Source organism: Dyella sp. SG562 (genome assembly GCF_011759495.1).
Lineage (GTDB): Bacteria > Pseudomonadota > Gammaproteobacteria > Xanthomonadales > Rhodanobacteraceae > Dyella_D > Dyella_D marensis.
In genome coordinates this window covers 1-16,596 of record NZ_JAAOYS010000015.1, presented here as the reverse complement: position 1 = coordinate 16,596, position 16,596 = coordinate 1, and the positions used below count along the sequence as shown (strand labels likewise).

Annotated in this window: 20 protein-coding genes; 7 read left to right on the top strand and 13 right to left on the bottom strand. The window is 69.5% G+C overall.

Annotated elements, in window-relative coordinates; translation table 11 throughout:
- Positions 1-74: 74 nt before the first annotated feature.
- Positions 75-863, top strand: coding sequence for a class III extradiol ring-cleavage dioxygenase (locus FHW84_RS20835; RefSeq protein WP_167257998.1), 789 nt, complete (start codon positions 75-77; stop codon positions 861-863).
- On the opposite strand, the gene FHW84_RS20830 is transcribed toward FHW84_RS20835, so the two are convergent.
- Complete coding sequence (locus tag FHW84_RS20830; RefSeq protein WP_167257996.1) at positions 850-1,188, bottom strand: cupredoxin domain-containing protein; 339 nt, start codon at positions 1,186-1,188, stop codon at positions 850-852. The genes FHW84_RS20835 and FHW84_RS20830 overlap by 14 nt on opposite strands.
- Positions 1,185-2,138 carry a metallophosphoesterase gene (locus FHW84_RS20825; protein WP_167257994.1) on the bottom strand — a complete coding sequence of 318 codons (954 nt, stop codon included), beginning with the start codon at positions 2,136-2,138 and terminating at the stop codon, positions 1,185-1,187. The genes FHW84_RS20830 and FHW84_RS20825 overlap by 4 nt, the downstream gene beginning before the upstream one ends.
- A 143-nt stretch (positions 2,139-2,281) precedes the next feature.
- Here FHW84_RS20825 and FHW84_RS20820 point away from each other — a divergent pair, with 143 nt between their 5' ends.
- Both FHW84_RS20820 and FHW84_RS20815 read left to right on the top strand, forming a co-directional pair.
- Positions 2,282-2,854 (top strand): sigma-70 family RNA polymerase sigma factor, encoded by a 573-nt coding sequence (locus tag FHW84_RS20820; protein WP_167257992.1) that lies wholly within the window; start codon positions 2,282-2,284, stop codon positions 2,852-2,854.
- Positions 2,841-3,587, top strand: a complete 747-nt coding sequence (locus FHW84_RS20815; protein WP_167257990.1) for a zf-HC2 domain-containing protein — start codon at positions 2,841-2,843, stop codon at positions 3,585-3,587. Before FHW84_RS20820 ends, FHW84_RS20815 begins: the two co-directional genes overlap by 14 nt.
- A 22-nt stretch (positions 3,588-3,609) precedes the next feature.
- Here FHW84_RS20815 and FHW84_RS20810 read toward each other — a convergent pair whose 3' ends face one another.
- The gene (locus tag FHW84_RS20810; protein WP_167257988.1) at positions 3,610-3,969 is read right to left on the bottom strand and encodes a YkgJ family cysteine cluster protein; all 360 of its coding nucleotides are present in this window, start codon (positions 3,967-3,969) and stop codon (positions 3,610-3,612) included.
- A 180-nt stretch (positions 3,970-4,149) separates the two neighbouring features.
- Positions 4,150-5,013 carry a neutral zinc metallopeptidase gene (locus FHW84_RS20805; RefSeq protein WP_167257987.1) on the bottom strand — a complete coding sequence of 288 codons (864 nt, stop codon included), beginning with the start codon at positions 5,011-5,013 and terminating at the stop codon, positions 4,150-4,152.
- A 167-nt stretch (positions 5,014-5,180) separates the two neighbouring features.
- Here FHW84_RS20805 and FHW84_RS20800 point away from each other — a divergent pair, with 167 nt between their 5' ends.
- A complete protein-coding gene (locus FHW84_RS20800; RefSeq protein ID WP_167257985.1) occupies positions 5,181-5,576 on the top strand; it encodes an MAPEG family protein in 396 nt (131 codons plus the stop codon).
- 3 nt (positions 5,577-5,579) lie between these two features.
- On the opposite strand, the gene FHW84_RS20795 is transcribed toward FHW84_RS20800, so the two are convergent.
- The gene (locus FHW84_RS20795; protein ID WP_167257983.1) at positions 5,580-7,133 is read right to left on the bottom strand and encodes a TerC family protein; all 1,554 of its coding nucleotides are present in this window, start codon (positions 7,131-7,133) and stop codon (positions 5,580-5,582) included.
- Between the two features lie 204 nt (positions 7,134-7,337).
- Between FHW84_RS20795 and FHW84_RS20790 the strand changes: the two genes are divergently transcribed.
- Positions 7,338-8,141 (top strand): type II CAAX endopeptidase family protein, encoded by an 804-nt coding sequence (locus tag FHW84_RS20790; protein WP_243868225.1) that lies wholly within the window; start codon positions 7,338-7,340, stop codon positions 8,139-8,141.
- A gap of 90 nt (positions 8,142-8,231) precedes the next feature.
- On the opposite strand, the gene FHW84_RS20785 is transcribed toward FHW84_RS20790, so the two are convergent.
- The 8 genes from FHW84_RS20785 to FHW84_RS20750 form a co-directional block, all read right to left on the bottom strand.
- Positions 8,232-8,792 (bottom strand): Maf family protein, encoded by a 561-nt coding sequence (locus FHW84_RS20785; RefSeq protein WP_167257979.1) that lies wholly within the window; start codon positions 8,790-8,792, stop codon positions 8,232-8,234.
- Between the two features lie 11 nt (positions 8,793-8,803).
- The gene (locus FHW84_RS20780; RefSeq protein ID WP_167257977.1) at positions 8,804-9,256 is read right to left on the bottom strand and encodes a GNAT family N-acetyltransferase; all 453 of its coding nucleotides are present in this window, start codon (positions 9,254-9,256) and stop codon (positions 8,804-8,806) included.
- Between the two features lie 63 nt (positions 9,257-9,319).
- The gene (gene rlmH, locus FHW84_RS20775) at positions 9,320-9,790 is read right to left on the bottom strand and encodes a 23S rRNA (pseudouridine(1915)-N(3))-methyltransferase RlmH (protein ID WP_167257975.1); all 471 of its coding nucleotides are present in this window, start codon (positions 9,788-9,790) and stop codon (positions 9,320-9,322) included.
- Between the two features lie 88 nt (positions 9,791-9,878).
- Complete coding sequence (rsfS, locus tag FHW84_RS20770; protein ID WP_167257973.1) at positions 9,879-10,268, bottom strand: ribosome silencing factor; 390 nt, start codon at positions 10,266-10,268, stop codon at positions 9,879-9,881.
- Between the two features lie 105 nt (positions 10,269-10,373).
- Complete coding sequence (locus tag FHW84_RS20765) at positions 10,374-11,441, bottom strand: nitronate monooxygenase (protein ID WP_167257971.1); 1,068 nt, start codon at positions 11,439-11,441, stop codon at positions 10,374-10,376.
- 118 nt (positions 11,442-11,559) lie between these two features.
- The gene (locus FHW84_RS20760) at positions 11,560-11,838 is read right to left on the bottom strand and encodes a hypothetical protein (protein WP_167257969.1); all 279 of its coding nucleotides are present in this window, start codon (positions 11,836-11,838) and stop codon (positions 11,560-11,562) included.
- A 550-nt stretch (positions 11,839-12,388) separates the two neighbouring features.
- Positions 12,389-13,042: an NrsF family protein gene (locus FHW84_RS20755; RefSeq protein ID WP_167257967.1), complete on the bottom strand. Its 654-nt coding sequence runs from the start codon at positions 13,040-13,042 to the stop codon at positions 12,389-12,391.
- Positions 13,043-13,047: 5 nt separating this feature from the next.
- The gene (locus FHW84_RS20750) at positions 13,048-13,704 is read right to left on the bottom strand and encodes a sigma-70 family RNA polymerase sigma factor (RefSeq protein WP_167257965.1); all 657 of its coding nucleotides are present in this window, start codon (positions 13,702-13,704) and stop codon (positions 13,048-13,050) included.
- A 140-nt stretch (positions 13,705-13,844) separates the two neighbouring features.
- Here FHW84_RS20750 and FHW84_RS20745 point away from each other — a divergent pair, with 140 nt between their 5' ends.
- The gene (locus tag FHW84_RS20745) at positions 13,845-15,566 is read left to right on the top strand and encodes a cytochrome c biogenesis protein DipZ (RefSeq protein WP_167257963.1); all 1,722 of its coding nucleotides are present in this window, start codon (positions 13,845-13,847) and stop codon (positions 15,564-15,566) included.
- Between the two features lie 29 nt (positions 15,567-15,595).
- Positions 15,596-16,213: a peptide-methionine (R)-S-oxide reductase MsrB gene (msrB, locus tag FHW84_RS20740; protein WP_167257961.1), complete on the top strand. Its 618-nt coding sequence runs from the start codon at positions 15,596-15,598 to the stop codon at positions 16,211-16,213.
- The last annotated feature ends 383 nt before the right edge of the window (positions 16,214-16,596 follow it).

Below are 16,596 nucleotides of genomic sequence, written 5' to 3'. Positions count from 1 at the left end.
TTAGTCCGAATCGGCACGGCTACCGCCTGCCGACAGCGCCCATACTCTAGGACGGTCCCCCAGAGACCGTCCCCATGACCGCCCTCCCCAGCCTCTACATCTCCCACGGCTCGCCGATGACCGCCCTGCATCCGGGCCAGGTCGGCGAGCGCCTGGCCGAGCTGGCCCAGGCCATGCCGCGCCCGCGCGCCATCGTGATCGCCTCCGCCCACTGGCTGGCGCGCCAGCCCACCGTGGGCGGCGCGGCGCGGCCGGAAACCGTGCACGACTTCCATGGCTTCCCGCGCGAACTATACGAACTGCGCTACCCCGCGCCGGGCGATCCGGCGCTGGCCGCGCGCGCGGTGGAGCTGCTGGACCGCGCCGGCCTGCCCTCCATGCTCGACCCGCGCGAGGGCCTGGACCACGGCGCCTGGGTGCCGCTGCGCCTGCTCTATCCGAAGGCCGATATCCCGGTGGTGCCGCTGTCGATCCAGCCGCAGCTGGGGCCGCGCCACCAGTACGAGGTCGGCCGCGCGCTGGCGCCGCTGCGCGAAGAAGGCGTGCTGGTGATCGGCTCCGGCAGCATCACCCACAACCTGCACGATTTCCGCGCCGGTTTCAGCGAAGACAACGAAGCGCCTTACGTGCGCCCGTTCATCGGCTGGATCGAAGAAAAGCTCGCCACCGGCGACGTCGACGCCCTGCTCGACTACCGCCGCCAGGCACCGTTCGCCGAACGCGCGCATCCCACCGACGAACACCTGCAGCCGCTGTTCCTGGCGCTCGGCGCCGCCGGTGCCGATGCCCGCGCCGAACGCATCGACGCGGGTATCGACCTGGGCTTCCTGGCGATGGATATCTACCGCTTCAGCGCACGATGATGGTGCCCACCATGTGCGGGTGGATCGAGCAGAAGTAGGCGTAGGTGCCGGGCTTGTCGAACACCGTCGCATAGGTCTCGTCGGTATCCATCGCCTTCGACGAGGCGAAGCGGTTGCCGGCGCTGACCACGATGTGCGGCTCGTCGTCGCGGTTGGTCCACACCACGCGCGTGCCCGCGCTCACCGTCAGCGCTTCCGGCACGAAGGCGAAATGCTTGATCTCGACCTTGGCCTGTGCCGGCTTGCCGGCGGCAGCCGCGGAACCCGCGCCCAGCGCCGCCACGCCCAATGCCAGGGCCCGCCACCATGCGCGCGCGCCGCTCATGCCAGCACCTCCTCGGTCACCGCCAGCGCCTGCTTGCCGCGCACGTGGCTCACCTCGCGCACGCCCAGGTATGTCTGCAGCGAGCCGGGCGCGATGTCTTTCAACGGCCCCGGTGCGTCGGCCTTGCCCGGTGCCGGTTGCGGATACGCGGTGGAGCGCGCGGTGTAGAAGGTGATCTTGCCTTCCACCTTCTGCTGGATCTGGTGGATATGCCCGTTGAGCACGCTGACCGAACCGAAGCGGCGCAGGTAAGCCATGGCTTCGGCGCTGTCGTCGGTGCCCCAGCCCCATTGCGGATACACCGTCCACATCGGCATGTGCGCGAACACCACCACCGGCGTTTCCGCCGACAGCCCGGCCAGGTCTTGCTTCAGCCATGCCAGCTGGTCCGCGCCCAGCGAACCGAAGCCGCCGGCCTTGAGGTTCAGCACATTGATCAGCCCGACGAAATGCACGCCGCGGTGGTCGAAGCTGTACCAGCCGCCGGACTGCTGGTGCTGGCCGAAGCGGCGGAAGAATTCCGCGCCGTTGTCGCCGATCACGTCGTGCTCGCCGGGCACGTAGAAGGTGTGCGGCGCCTTCGCTTCCTGCATCAGGCCGGACAGCGTGTCGAATTCCTCCGGCTTGGACAGGTGGGTGAGGTCGCCGGTATGCAGCAGGAAATCCGGCTTGGTCGAGCGTGCGTTGATCTTGGCCAGCGAGGCGCGCAGCGTGGCGGCCACGTCGGGGTTCGGTTCCTTGTGGAAGCCGATATGCGAATCGCTGATCTGCACGAAGCTGAAGCTGGCATCGGCCGCCTCGCCGCCGGCCAGGCCGTCCAGGGCATGCGCCTGCAGCACCCCGCCCTTCATCAGCCACAAGGTGCCGGCCCCGGCCCAGGCCATGCATTGCAGGAACTGGCGGCGGCCGTGCACCGCCTGGTCGTCTTGTTTGTCGTCGTGATCTTGCATGGTGCGCTCCGAATGGACGGCCGGCTGGCCTGGTGGCCGGCATCGACACGACCCCGGCGATTCGCAATACCGGCGGCACGGGCGGCCTATTCCCGCTTTTCCGCGACGGGAATAAAGTCGCGCGCAGCCAGGTATAAGCCCCCATGACCACCGATGCGCCCCTGCCGCCGCACCGCGCCGAAGCCGCCGCCAACGCGCGCTTCCAGGCCCTGGTGCTGCCGTACCTGGACGCCGCCTACAACCTCGCCCACTGGCTGACCCGCAACGACGCCGATGCGCAAGACGTGGTGCAGGAAGCGATGGTGCGGGCGCTGCGCTATTTCGGCAGCTTCCACGGCACCGATGCGCGGGTGTGGCTGCTGGCGATCGTGCGCAACACCTTCTACACGCTGCGCGCCAGGCACGCGCCGGAGCTGGCGCGCGATCCGCTGGACGACGACCACCATCCGCTGGTCGACCCCGGCCCGTCGCCGGAAAGCGTGGCCCTGCTGGCGGTGGACGTGGGCGCCCTGCAGGAAGCGCTGGCGCGCCTGCCGGAAACCTGGCGCGAGGTGCTGGTGCTGCGGGAGTTGGAAGAGTGTTCGTACAAGGAAATCGCCGCCATCACCGGCCACAAGATGGGCACGGTGATGTCGCGGCTGGCGCGGGCGCGCGAGAAACTGCGCGAAGAACTCACGCATCGACCGAAAGAGGGGCGCCGCCATGACCTGCGATGAGTCGCGCCTGCTGCTGCACGCTTATCTCGACGACGAACTGGACGCCGCGCAAAGCGTGGACGTGGAACGCCACGTCGCCGCCTGCCCCGCCTGTGCCGCCGCGCAGCGCGAGCACGAGCGCCTGCGCAAGGCGCTGGCCCAGCCCGAGCTGTACCGCCGCGCGCCGGAGGCGCTGCGGCGCCAGTGGGAGGCGCCGCCCGCGGTTGCCGCCTCGCCACGCCGCCGCCCGCTGGCCATGGCTGCCGCGGCCGGCTTTGCCGGCGCCCTGCTGCTGTCGGCGCCGGCCTGGCTGTGGCTGGCGCGGCCCGGTGCGGCGCCGGCCGCGCTGGTCGACGAGGCAATCTCCGGCCATCTGCGCTCGCTGCAGCCGCAGCACCTGATGGACGTGGTCTCCACCGACCAGCACACGGTCAAGCCCTGGTTCGAGGGCAAGCTGGATTTCGCGCCGCGGGTGAAGGAACTGGCCGGTGAAGGCTTCCCGCTGGCCGGCGGACGGCTGGATGCGATCGGCGGACGCAGCGTGGCGGCCCTGGTCTATCGCCGCCGCATGCACGCGATCAACCTGTACCAGTGGCCGGCGGACGGCGCGGATACACCGCAGTCGATCGCGCAGCGGCACGGCTATACGGCGATCGACTGGCGCCAGGGCGGCATGCGCTTCCTGGCGGTGTCGGACCTCAACGAGGGTGAGCTGAAGCAGTTCGCGCTGGCGTTCGATAACACGGCGCATTGAATCGTCAGTGCGCCGCGCCGGCTCATGCCGTCCGCGGCTCCGCCCAGTCCGCCAGCGTCAGCGGCGCCAGCCCATACGCCGCCCGTGCCTTGTCGCACTGCGCGCTGGGCGTGCCGAACTCCCACGCCGGAATCACCTCCCGGCACACCGACGGCCGCTGCGTGTAGATACCGCAATGCACCGCTTCGCCCACCGCGCCCTGCAGCGCCACGCAATGCGGCTGGCGCGCCTGGGTGCCGCGCATGGCCAGGCGGTGCGGGTCGATCTGCTCGGTCAGTTCGGACGGCACCGCGCCGCCCATGAAGGACTCGGCCTCGGACCAGTGGAAAGCCACGCGGAAGTGGGCACAGCAGGCGCCGCAGCGCTGGCACGGATGGCTCATCGCGGTTGACCGAAGCGCACCCCCTGGCGCGCGGCGGCGGGATTGTGCACGGGCCTGCTGGCCTGGGGGAATATGACGTAGGTTGGGGTGAGCGCCAGCGAACCCCAACGCTGCGATCGCCTGCGGGGTCTGTTGGGGTTCGCCTTCGGCTCACCCCAACCTACGGCTCGCTCCCAGCCTTCAGGGCTCGCCGGCGAAGGTGTTGCAGGCGCCGACCTTGCCGCTCTCGAAACCGGTGCGGAACCACTTCACGCGCTGGGCCGAGGTGCCGTGGGTGAAGGAGTCCGGCACCACGCGGCCGCGCGCCTGCTGCTGCAGGGCGTCGTCGCCGATCTTGCTGGCCGCGTTGAGCGCCGATTCGATATCGCCCGCCTGCAGCCAGTGCAGGCGTTCCTGGCTGTGATACGCCCACACGCCGGCGAAGCAGTCGGCCTGCAGTTCCTGGCGCACCGACAGGCCGTCCGCGCCTTCCATGCGCGCGCCCTGCCGGCGCGCCTGCTCGGCGCGGTCGAACACGCCCAGCAGGTTCTGCACGTGGTGGCCGACTTCGTGCGCGATCACATAGGCGCGGGCGAAGTCGCCGGCGGCGTGGAAGCGGTCCTGCAGTTCCTGGAAGAAGGCCAGGTCCAGGTACACCTTCTGGTCGCCGGGGCAGTAGAACGGGCCCACCGCGGTGGATGCCGCGCCGCAGGCGGTGTTCACGCCGCCGTTGAACAGCACCAGCCGCGGCTGCGTGTACTGCTTGCCGTTGGCGGCGAAGATGTCGCCCCAGGTCTTCTCGGTGGAACCGAGGATCGCGCTGACGAAGTCCTTCTGCTGCGGATCCACCTGCGCCGGCTGCCCGCTGGGCGCGGCGACCTGGCCGCCGCCCTGGTCCACCTGGCTGAGCAGGGCGGTGGGGTCCTTGAAGAACACCATGCCGAGGATGGCCAGGATCACGATGCCGCCTATACCTAAGCCACGCCCGCCGCCGAAGCGCGGGCCGCCACCACCGCCGCTGTCGACGTCGACGTTCTGACTGCGTTCGCCTTTCTGCCAATCCATGTGAGTGCCTTGTCTGCCGTGGGCTCGCCGCGGACGATAACCCCATGGGCGCGCCCACGCCACGTAGGTTGGGGTGATAACCCCAACAACCGGTGCGGTCAGCGGTGATGTGATGTTGGGGTTCGCTATGCTCACCCCAACCTGCGCCGAGCCGTTTCGAGGAATCCATGTTCCAGCACCTCCCTGCCGTGGTCGTCCTGCTTACCGTGCTGCTCCAGTGCGGCACCGCCTACGCCGTGGGCCGCGCCCGTGCGCTGTACGGCGTGAAGGCGCCCGCCACCAGCGGGCATCCGCTGTTCGAGCGCGCCTTCCGCGTGCAGATGAATACGCTGGAATCGACCCTGATGTTCCTGCCCGCGCTGTGGCTGGCCGCCACCTACGGCGCGCCGCTGTGGAGCGGCATCGCCGGGCTGGTGTGGGTGCTCGGGCGTGTGTGGTATGCGGTGGGCTATCTGCGCGATCCGGCCAGGCGCGAAGGCGGCTTCATCGTGGCGGCGGTCGGCCTGCTGGCCGTGCTGGGAATGGGCGCGATCGGCCTGGGCAAGGCGCTGCTGCTGGGCTGAGCCTCAGTCCGCAGGCGTCACGCGCAACCGCTCGATGCGCGCGCCGTCCATCGCCACCACGTCGAAACGCAGCCCTTCGCTGTCCAGGCTGTCGCCTTCGCGCGGCAGCCGGCCCAGCTGCTGCAGCACGTAGCCGGCCAGGGTGGAGAAGCTGCCGTCGCCGCTGAGCGTGCGGTCCAGCAGATGCTCGGCGCGGCGCAGGTCCAGGCTGCCGTCCAGCAGCCAGGCGCCGCTGGTTTCCTGCATGGCGGAAGGGTCGCCGCTGTCCCCGCCGGGGAATTCGCCGGCGATGGTTTCCAGCACGTCGGTGGGCGTGACCAGGCCGAGCACGCTGCCGTATTCGTCCACCACCAGGGCCACCTGTAGCGGCGAGTGGCGGAAGGCGTCGATCAGGCGCAGCACGCTGAGCGACTCCAGCACCGTGAGCGGCTTGCGCACCACCTGTTCGGCCTCGATGCGGCCATGTTCCAGCAGGCTGGCCAGCAGGTCGCGCGCGGAGGCCACGCCGACCAGCTGGTCGAGGTCGTCGCCCGCCACCGGCAGCCACGCATGCGAGGACGCGGTCAGTTCCGCGCGCAGCGTCTCGGCGCTTTCGCGCGGATCGACCCAGTTGATCTCGGTGCGCGGGGTCATGATCGAGCGCACCGGACGATGCGCCAGGTCGAGCACGCCGCGCACCATCGCCAGCTCGTCCTTGCCGAACACGCCCATGCCTGCATCGGCCGCCGCATCGGCGGCCTTGGGCACGTCTTCCTCTTCCTCGCCGCCGGCGCCGAGCAGGCGCAGCACCGCGCGCGCGGTACGGTCGCGCAGCTTGCGCGGGCTGCTGAACAGCGCGCGCCGGCGGTTGCGCCGCATGGTCTGGTTGAACACCTCGATCATGATCGAGAAGCCGATCGCGGCGTACAGATAGCCCTTCGGAATGTGGAAGCCCAAGCCTTCCGCGACCAGGCTGAAGCCGATCATCAGCAGGAAGGACAGGCACAGGATCACCACCGTCGGCCGCGCGTTGACGAAGGCGGTGAGCGGCTTGCTGGCGCTGATCATCAGGATCATCGCCACGATCACCGCGATCATCATCACCGACAGCTGGTCGACCATGCCGACCGCGGTGATCACCGAGTCCAGCGAGAACACCGCGTCCAGCACCACGATCTGCGTCACCACCAGCCAGAAGCGGGCATGCGCGCGGTTGCCGCCTTCGTGGCCTTCGCCGCCCTCGAGGCGCTCGTGCAATTCCAGCGTGGCCTTGAACAGCAGGAACAGGCCGCCGACCAGCAGGATGATGTCGCGCCACGACAGCGTGAAGCTCTGCCAGGAGACGATCGGCTCGGTCAGCTTGACCAGCCAGGACATCGCGCCCAGCAGCACCAGCCGCATCGCCAGCGCCAGGCCCAGGCCCATCAGGCGCGCCCGGTCGCGCTGCTGCGGCGGCAGCTTGTCGGCCAGGATCGCGATGAACACGAGGTTGTCGATACCCAGCACGATCTCCAGCACCACCAGGGTGAGGAGACCGGCCCAGGCAGTGGGGTCGGCCAGCCAATCGAATGCGAACATGGGTCGGCGCCTGGACGCCTGCTTCCTCCGTATGAACCTCGCCACTATACAGGCCGTATCCGCAGCGACCATGACGAAGGGCAGGATTGCGCGGCCGCGGCGGCGGCGATTAGCGTGGGCGCGTCGGCAACGGTCAGGGAGATGGGGAAGGGCCAGGCCTGGACTTCGGGCTTGCAGCCACGCCACCCGCACAGGATGAACCCGATGGAAGCTCCCCGCCTCGACTCCGCCTTCACGCCCGCCGCAACGCCGGCCGCGCCCAGCCTGTGGGCCGCGCTGGGCCTGATCGCGCTGTACTTCCTGCTGCAATACCTGGTGGGCGCGGTGGTGGGGCTGCTGGTCGGGCTGACCGTCGGCCTGCTGCACGGCTTCCGCCATGGCGAGGCGCTGGCGCAAATCCAGCAGTGGCTGGTGCAGCCGGACGTCAACGCGCTGATGGTGATCCTCACCCTGCTGATCACCGCCAGCGTGACCCTGCTGCTGGCGCGCCGCCGCTGGCCCGCGCTATGGCCGCTGCCGGCGCCGCCCGGCTTCGGCTTCGCCGCGCCCGCGCAGCCCGGCTATTACGCGCTGGCCTTCGCGCTCGGCCTGATGCTGCCGTTTCTCGGCGGCCTGCTCACGCAGTGGTTCGCGCAGGGCCACGAAGTGAGCCAGGACATCAAGCAGCTCGGTGCCGCCGCCTCGCCCCTGCTGCGCTTTCCGCTGGCCCTGCTGGTGGTGACGGTGGGTCCGCTGGTGGAAGAACTGCTGTTCCGCGGCGTGCTGTTTTCGTCAGCGCTGCGCTACGCACCGCCGGGCGTGGCGATGTTCATCACCGCCGCGCTGTTCGCCTGCGTGCACCTGCCGGACCTCGGCTTCCTCTGGTACGCCCTGCCCAACCTGCTGGTGCTGGGCATGGTGCTGGCGTGGCTGCGGCTGGCTTCGGGTTCGGTGTGGCCGGCGGTGCTGGCGCATGGCGTCAATAACGCGCTGGCGGTGGTGTCATGGTTCCTGGTGACCGGGTCGTAATCGTAGGTTGGGGTGAGCCGAAGGCGAACCCCAACGTTGCGTCGCGCTCGAATGTGGCGATGTTGGGGTTCGCCTGCGGCTCACCCCAACCTACGCCACGCCGAAATGCCGCAGCAGGCGCGCGGTCTCGAACACCGGCAGGCCCATCACGCCGGTGTAGCTGCCTTCCAGATGCTCGATCAGCGTGGCGCCCAGGCCCTGGATCGCATACGCGCCGGCGCGGCCGAACGGTTCGCCGCTGGCGACGTAGGCGGCGATGTCTTCGTCGCTGAGCGCGGCGAAGCGCACGCGGGAAATGCTGGTGGCGCTTTCCGCGCGCTCGCCCTGCACGGCCCACACCACCGAGATGGTTTCGTGCGTGCGGCCGGACAGGCGGCGCAGCATGGCGCCGGCGTCGGCGGCGTTGGCGGGCTTGCCGAAGACTTCGTCGTCGAGCACCACTTCGGTGTCCGCGCTCAGTACCAGCGCATCCTGCGGCAGCCCCGCGCGGCCCGCCTGCGCCTTGTCGCGCGCGACGCGGCTGACGTAGTCCAGCGGCGATTCGCCGGGCGCGCGGCGTTCCGGCACGTCCACATCCACCGGCGTGAAGGCCACGCCGATCTGCTCCAGCAGCTGGCGGCGGCGCGGCGATTGCGAGGCGAGATAAAGCATCGGGGTTCCTTTCACAGCGTGAGGTGGTACTCGCGGAAGCCCTGCTCCAGCTCCCAGCCCATCGATTCGTACAAGCGCTGCGCCGCCACATTGTCGTTGGCGGTGGACAGCGACATGCCGGACACGCCCATCGCGCGCGCATGCGCGGTGGCCGCGTGCAGCAGCGCGGCGGCCACGCCGAAGCGGCGCCTGGCGGGCGTGACGAACAGATCGTTGAGCAGATAGCGGCGCGTGGCGCGCACCGAGGAAAACAGCGGATAGAGCTGGGTAAAGCCCACGCCCTCGCCGTCCGCTTCATTCAAGGCCAGCAGGATCACCGACTCCGCATGCTGGAAACGCTCGGCCAGGAAGCGGCGCGACAGCGCGAGATCGGCCGGCTGCGCATAGAACTGGCGATACGCGTCGAACAGCGGCGCGACAACGTCGAGATCATGGATGGTGGCCTGCCGCACGATGATGGACATGGAATGACCCGCCGCGGGAAAAGTGCGGCGAGCATAGCAAGGCCGCACGCTCGAACAGCACGGTCAGGCGCGGTGGTAGGGATGCCCAGCCAGCAAGGTGGTGGCGCGATACAGCTGTTCCGCCAGCACCAGCCGCACCAGCATGTGCGGCAAGGTGAGCGGACCGAGCGACCAGCTCTGGTCCGCACGCGCCAGCACCTCCGGCGCATGGCCGTCCGGCCCGCCGATCAGGAATGCGAGATCGCGGCCGGACATGCGCCACTTCGCCAGCTGGGCGGCGAGTTCCTCGCTGGACCAGGTCTTGCCGCGCCCGTCCAGCGCAATCACGTGGATGTCGCGCGGCAGCGCCGCGAGGATGGCGGCGCCTTCGTCCTGGATCGCGCGCGCGTCGTCGCGCCCCTTGCCGCGCACACCGGGCTTGAGCTCGACCAGCTCCAGCGGCAGCTCGTGCGAAAGGCGCTTGCGGTATTCGGCGAAGCCCTCGGCGACCCAGGCGGGCATGCGTTCGCCGACGGCGATCAGGCGGGCGCGCATAAGCGGAAGACCATCGGGAAAAAAGAGGTGACGAAGCTATGGCGCGCACCGTCGCCGGTGCCGCGCGGAGCCAACCTGGCGCGGGCGCTCAGCCCGCGCCGACGGCCTGGCTGTCCTGCTCGCGGTCGCCCACGGTCCACAGCCGCTCGAGGCCGTAGAACTCGCGGATGCGCGGCAGCATCACGTGGACGATCACGTCGCCCAGGTCCACCAGGACCCATTCGGCTTCCTGCTCGCCTTCCACGCCGATCGGCATCACGCCCGCCTTCTTGGCGAACTTGACCACTTCGTCGGCAATGGATTTGACGTGGCGCGCGGAAGTGCCGGAGGCGATGACCAGCAGGTCGGCGATGGAGGTTTTGCCGCGGACGTCGATTTCGCGGATGTCCTTGGCTTTCAGTTCTTCAAGCGCGTCGATGACGTGCTTGCGGAGGGTGGCGGTGTCGGCCGCCTTGTTGCGCTGGGAAGTCTGACTCAAGTGGGCGTGCCCTCGATGCGGATCGGCGCGCCCCACGCATTGGGCGGAGGCGCGGGCGCAGTATACCGCCCTGCCCGGGAAGCCGCGTCAAGCCTGGGGTTTGCCCTAGTCGAAGGCACGCCGCGCCTGGGCGTACTCGTCCATCAGCACGGCGACCAGTTCCGCGGCCGGCATGGCGCGCGACAGCCCGGCACCCTGCCCGCACCATTCGTTGGTGAGGTCGGCGCGCCCGGCGGCGACCGCCGCCTTGCGCAGCGGCGAGGTCAGCGCGTTGGTCACCGGATAAGCCGGCAGGCCGGCCGCGATGCCTGCCATGGCCTTTACGTACGTGTTGCGCAGACCGCGCGCGGCGCGGCCGGAAAAGGTAGTGATGGTGGTGACCTCGTGCTCGGCCGAGGCCGGCAGGTCGCGCTTCCAGCCCTCCGCCGCGCCGCATTCCGGGCAGGCCAGGAAGGCGGTGCCGAGCTGGCTGGCGGCGGCACCCAGCACTTCGGCGGCGAGCATGCCGCGTCCGTCCATGATGCCGCCCGCGGCGATCAGCGGGATCTTCACCGCGCGCCGGGCCAGCGGCAGCAGGGCGAACAGGCCGATCATGCCGTCCTGCGCGTCGTGCAGGAACGTGCCGCGATGGCCGCCGGCTTCCGCGCTCTGCAGGCTCACCGCGTCGGCGCCGCGTTCTTCCCAGGCGCGCGCCTCGTCCACCGTGGTGGCGGTGCCCACCACCACGATGCCGAGCTGCTTGAGCTGGCGCACCTGCGCCACGCTGAGCAGGTCGAAGGCGAAGCTGGCCACCGCGGGGCGCGCCTCGCACAGCGCGGCGAACTGGTCGTGGAAGGATGGCGCCCAGCGCGCGGGAATCGCGGTGCGCACGGCCAGGCCTTCGCGCTCCATCAAGGCGTCGAGCGCGCGGCGCGCATGATCGACCGCCGCCATGTCCACCTCGAAGCTTTCCGGCAGCACGAACAGGTTGAGCCCGAACGGCTTGTCGCTGAGCGTGCGCACTTCGTCGGCCTGGTCGAGGATGGCCTGCGGTTCCAGATAACCCGCGCCCAGCGAACCCAGCGCGCCCGCATTGGACACCGCGGCGGCCAGGGCCGGCGTGGTGGAGCCGGACATCGGCGCCTGGATCAGCGGATGCTCGATGCCGAGCCGCGCGACGAAGGAGGGAGCCATGGCGTTTCTCCGCAAAGCGAAACCCGCGTATTACACCATGGAAAACACGACGGCCCCCGCTGTTGCCAGCGGAGGCCGTGATTGAAGACGCTGCGGTTCGATCAGTGCGAACGATTTATCAATGCGAGCTGCTGGCCGCAGCCGGTTCGGCCGCTTTTTTATGGCCCTTCTTGTGATGCGGCTTGGCCGCGGCGTCGGACTTCATCGAATCGCCGGAGCTCATCGAGTCGTTGGACTTCATGTCGTTGGACTTCATGGAGTCTTTCTTCATATGCATGTCGGACTTCATCGCCGAGGACGAAGACGACGCGGGGGTGGTTTCCTGCGCGCTGGCCTGGCCGATGCCGACAGCGAGTGCGAGAGAAAGACCGAGGACGGCGTAACGGGAAACTTTCATGGATGCGTACTCCTTAAGTCGGTGAATGTCGTGCGGCGCGAACCGCGCTTCCCCAAAACTTTTGAAGATGTCGCTCAACTCAACTGCTGTCGAAAGAGCCGGGGCGACCCCCTCCCGGGCCGCCCCGGCGGTACCGCTGCCGGCATCGACCGGCGGCGGGCTCGCTGCGTCTGTGGCGGGTCGGTGCACAACGGCCCCGCGCGAGACGCCGCGGCAGCGCCCCCTCCAGCGCCGCCGACGCGGGCTAGCCTAGCTCGACGGCTCACACGAGCTTCGCGAAAAAAAACCGCGCTGTTCAGCGTCAATACCGTCTCGCGGCGTGTCTGCGCACGGCGTGTTGCGATGCGCAGAGCGGGGTTCGATCCGGAGCAAAGCAACATGGCCGCGACAGCCACCGGCGCGAACACCGCTGCAATGGGCTTTCGCGTTCTGCTCGCCCCGATGCGGCGGAATGGCGGCCGAACGCCTGGCGCATTCAGCGTTGCGACGCACCAGAGAAACGAAAGTTTCTGCGTCTTTCGCGAACCTGACGATCCGCGTGAAGAAAAACTCAGCGCGAACGCAGCAGGCGCCCGCCCATCGCCGCATTGACGGCGATCACCGCCACCACGGCCAGCGCATGGGTGAGCAGATCCGAGGCCGCCGCGTCGAACTCGTGGCAGATCTCCAGCAGGCTGGCGGAGGCCGCCGCGCTGGCCAGCCCGATCAGTACGGCGGTGAGCACCGGCCGCAGCGGGCAGGCGCGGCGCAGCAGCCAGATCAGCAGCGCCGACAGCGGCACCGAGAAGGCGATGATGAATTGCAGGCAGCCGATCGGCTGATGCGGCCCGGCCACCACGGTGCCCGGCGCGATCCAGTCGCGCAGGCAGCCCAGTCCGCTGGCGCCCACCCATAGCAGCGCCGGCGCCACCGGCAGCCAGGCCCAGCGCGCGCTGCGCCCCGGCACGCCGAGCGCGAACGCGGCCCAGGCGGCGGTGACCGCGGTCAGCACCGCGCCGACGCCGGCCCAGGCCAGGTCCGGCGCGCCCGCCCAGCGGCGCAGCATGCCGCCGCTGCCGTAATGCGCGAACAGCACCGCCGCGATGGCCGCCACCACCAGCAGCCACCCGGCCGCGCGCCGCCACGGCGGCGGCAGGCGGCGCACCGGCACCAGCTCGGCGCCGAGCGCGTCGATCAGGCGGTGGTGGTTGCTCGGTTCGGACATGGTGCTCAGGAGTCTCCGTGGAAGCGGTTGCGCAGCGCCTTCAGCGCGCGATGCAGGTTGACCTTCAGCGCGCCGGCATTGCGGCCGGTGTGCTCGGCCGCCTCGGCCAGCGAGCGTTCGCGCAGGGCCAGCTGTTCCACCGCCTCGCGCTGGCCCGGCGGCAAGGTGGCGATGGCCGCGCGCAGGCGCCGTGCCTCCTGCTCGCGTTCGGTGTCGCGCGCGGCGTCGGCGTGGTCGGTCTGCATGTCGAGCAACTGCTCGTCGTGCAGTTCGCGGCGGTCGCGGCGGCCGTGGCTGCGCAGCGCATCGATGGCGCGGCGCGAGGCGATGGCGGTGATCCAGGCGTCGTACGAACGCGACGGATCGTAGGTGTGGCGCACCCGGTGCACGGTGAGCAGGGTTTCCTGCACCACGTCGTCGATGTTGTCGGTAGCCACGCCCTGCCGCCGCGCGGCGGCGCGGATCAGCGGCAGCGAATCGGCCAGCACGCGCTCGTAGGCGCGGCGGTCGCCGGCCTGCGCGGCCGCCATCCACGCGGCGCGGCGCTGGTCGGCTTCCTGCTGGGCGCTGGCGGGGGTAGCGGACAAGGCGGCGCGTGGATCCGGACGGCGGAATACGCCATCTAGACCCAAGGCGCCGTCCGCGGTCAAGCTCGCATGCATGGCCGGCTCGCGGCTGGGGGTTCCGCCGTTATTCGCGCGAAGCCTGCGCAGGGTTACCCGCAGTGAAAAATCTCCCTGCGAGGTAACTCCCCCGCGTTCCATTCCGAATAGCCCATCAACCTGCTTGCGGACTTCCTTCCATGCTCGTGCTCATCCTGGCCTATCTCGGCGGCGTGCTGACCATCCTCAGCCCGTGCATCCTGCCGGTGCTGCCCTTCGTGTTCGCCCGCGCCGACCGGCCGTTCCTGCGCAACGGCCTGCCGATGCTGCTGGGCATGGCGCTGACCTTCGCCCTGGTCGCCACGCTGGCCGCGGTCGGCGGCGGCTGGGCGGTGCGCGCCAACCAGTACGGGCGCTGGGTGGCCCTGGTGGTGCTGGCGGTGCTGGGCCTCACCTTGCTGTCGCCGCGCGTGGCCGAATGGATCGCGCGCCCGTTCGTGGCGCTGGGCAACCGCCTGACGCAGCGCGCGGACCGCGACGAAGGCTCGGCGCTGTCCGCCGCCGGCCTGGGCGTCGCCACCGGCCTGCTGTGGGCGCCGTGCGCCGGTCCGATCCTGGGCCTGCTGCTCACCGGCGCCGCGCTCAACGGCGCCAGCGTGCAGACCACCCTGCTGCTGCTCACCTATTCGGCCGGCGCGGCCACGTCGCTGGCGCTGGCGCTGCTGGTCGGCGGCAAGGTGTTCGCGCTGATGAAGCGCTCGCTCGGCGCAGGCGAATGGGTGCGGCGCGTGCTCGGCGTGCTGGTGCTGGCCGGCGTGGCGGCGATCGGGCTGGGGCTGGATACCGGCGTGCTTACCCGCGTGTCGCTGGCGAGCACCGGCGGCATCGAGCAGAAGCTGGTCGACGCCGTGACGCCGCCGCCCGCGCCGCAGCCGGAACGCAAGGCCGGCGAAGCGCTGCCGGTGGAAGGCGAACTGCCTTCGCTGGCCGGCGCCACCGCCTGGATCAACAGCGCGCCGCTCACCACGGCCTCGCTGCGCGGCAAGGTGGTGCTGGTGGATTTCTGGACCTACTCCTGCATCAACTGCATCCGCGCCCTGCCCTACGTGCGCGCCTGGGCCGACAAGTACAAGGACCACGGCCTGGTGATACTCGGCGTGCACGCGCCGGAGTTCGCCTTCGAGAAAGACCTGGGCAATGTGCAGCGCGCGGTGAAGGACCTGGGCGTGGATTATCCGGTCGCGCTGGATAACGACTACGCGATCTGGCAGGGCTTCAACAACCGCTACTGGCCCGCGCATTACTTCATCGACACGCAGGGCCGCATCCGCCACCACCATTTCGGCGAAGGCGGCTATGCGCAAAGCGAGGACGTGATCCGCCAGCTGCTTACCGAAGCGGGCCAGAAAGACTTGCCCACCGGCTATGTGCAGCCCGATGCCAAGGGCGCCGAAGCCGCCGATTCGAAAGCCGCCGACCGCTCGCCGGAAACCTACGTGGGCTATGCGCGCGCGCAGAACTTCGTCGGCGGCCCGCTGATCCGCAACGACCGCGAGACCTACCGCGTGCCCGCCACGCTGCGCGCCAATCAATGGTCGTTCGGCGGCGACTGGACCGTAGCCTCCGAAGACGCGCAGCTCGCCGCGGCCGGCGGCCGCATCGTCTACCGCTTCCGCGGCCGCGACCTGCACCTGGTGCTGAGCCCCGGCGCCGACGGCAAGCCCGTACGCTTCCGCGTGCGCATCGACGGCCAGGCCCCCGGCGCCGACCACGGCATGGACACCGACGCCGGCGGCAACGGCACCGTCACCACGCAGCGCCTGTACCAGCTGGTGCGCCAGGCACAAGGCACCGGCGAGCGCCAGTTCGAGATCGAGTTCCTCGATCCGAACGTACGCGCCTACGCCTTCACTTTCGGTTGATCGCTTCGATCCCCCCGTCGAGGTTCCCCATGAGCACCCGCACGATCCGCCAACTGCAAAACGACCAGCGCCGCTCCTTCCTCCGCCTCCTGGCGCTCGGCGGCGGCGCCGCCGCCCTCGGCACCCTGCTCTGGCCCCGCGGCCCCTCTCCCATCGCCACCGCCTCCGCCGCGCCCACCGCCACCGGCAAAGACCTCCTGCTCGAATGCTTCGCCGACACCGACGGCCGCCACCTCGGCCCCTGCCACGTACAGAAGCTGGTGCTCACCGACACGCAATGGCGCCAACGCCTCTCCGCCGACGCCTTCGACGTGATGCGCCGCGAAGCCACCGAACGCCCCTTCAGCGGCCAATATTGGAACCTGCACGCCAAAGGCCTGTTCCGCTGCCCCGGCTGCGACACGGCATTGTTCGACGCCTCCACCAAGTTCGACTCCGGCACCGGCTGGCCAAGCTTCTGGCAACCGATCGCCAAGGCGAACATCATCGAGAGCAACGACTACAGCCTCGGCATGGTACGCACCAAGGTGAATTGCGCCGGATGCGATAGCCATCTCGGCCATGTGTTTACAGATGGGCCGCGCCCAACCGGCCTTCGTTACTGCATGAATTCAGTGGCGCTGAGGTTTGTGCCGCGCGGGGCTTGAGGTTATTCGAGCGTCACGCTCCGCCCGGCCCCTCACCCCGACCCTCTCCCCGGAGGGGAGAGGGAGAAGTGCAGTGATGTCGCATACAGGAACGAAGAGCAGAAACTGGCCTCAGTCCCTGAACATCCTCTCGGCCACGGCACGTTGAAGGACGCGTTACGAAACCGCACTGGTGTTTCGTGTAGACCCAGGTTAATCCGGTTACCGCAGCCGCCCACCGCTCCTTCTAGTCGCGTCGCGAGCCTTTGACTTGAGGCCATTTCTCTTTGGTTACTTTCTCTTTGGGCCGGCGGTTTCAACCGATCGATGCAACAACTTCCCGCAGCTTCTCGACCGGAGTCAAGAAGCCCAGCGTCTTGCGTGGCCGTTCATTGAGTTCACGC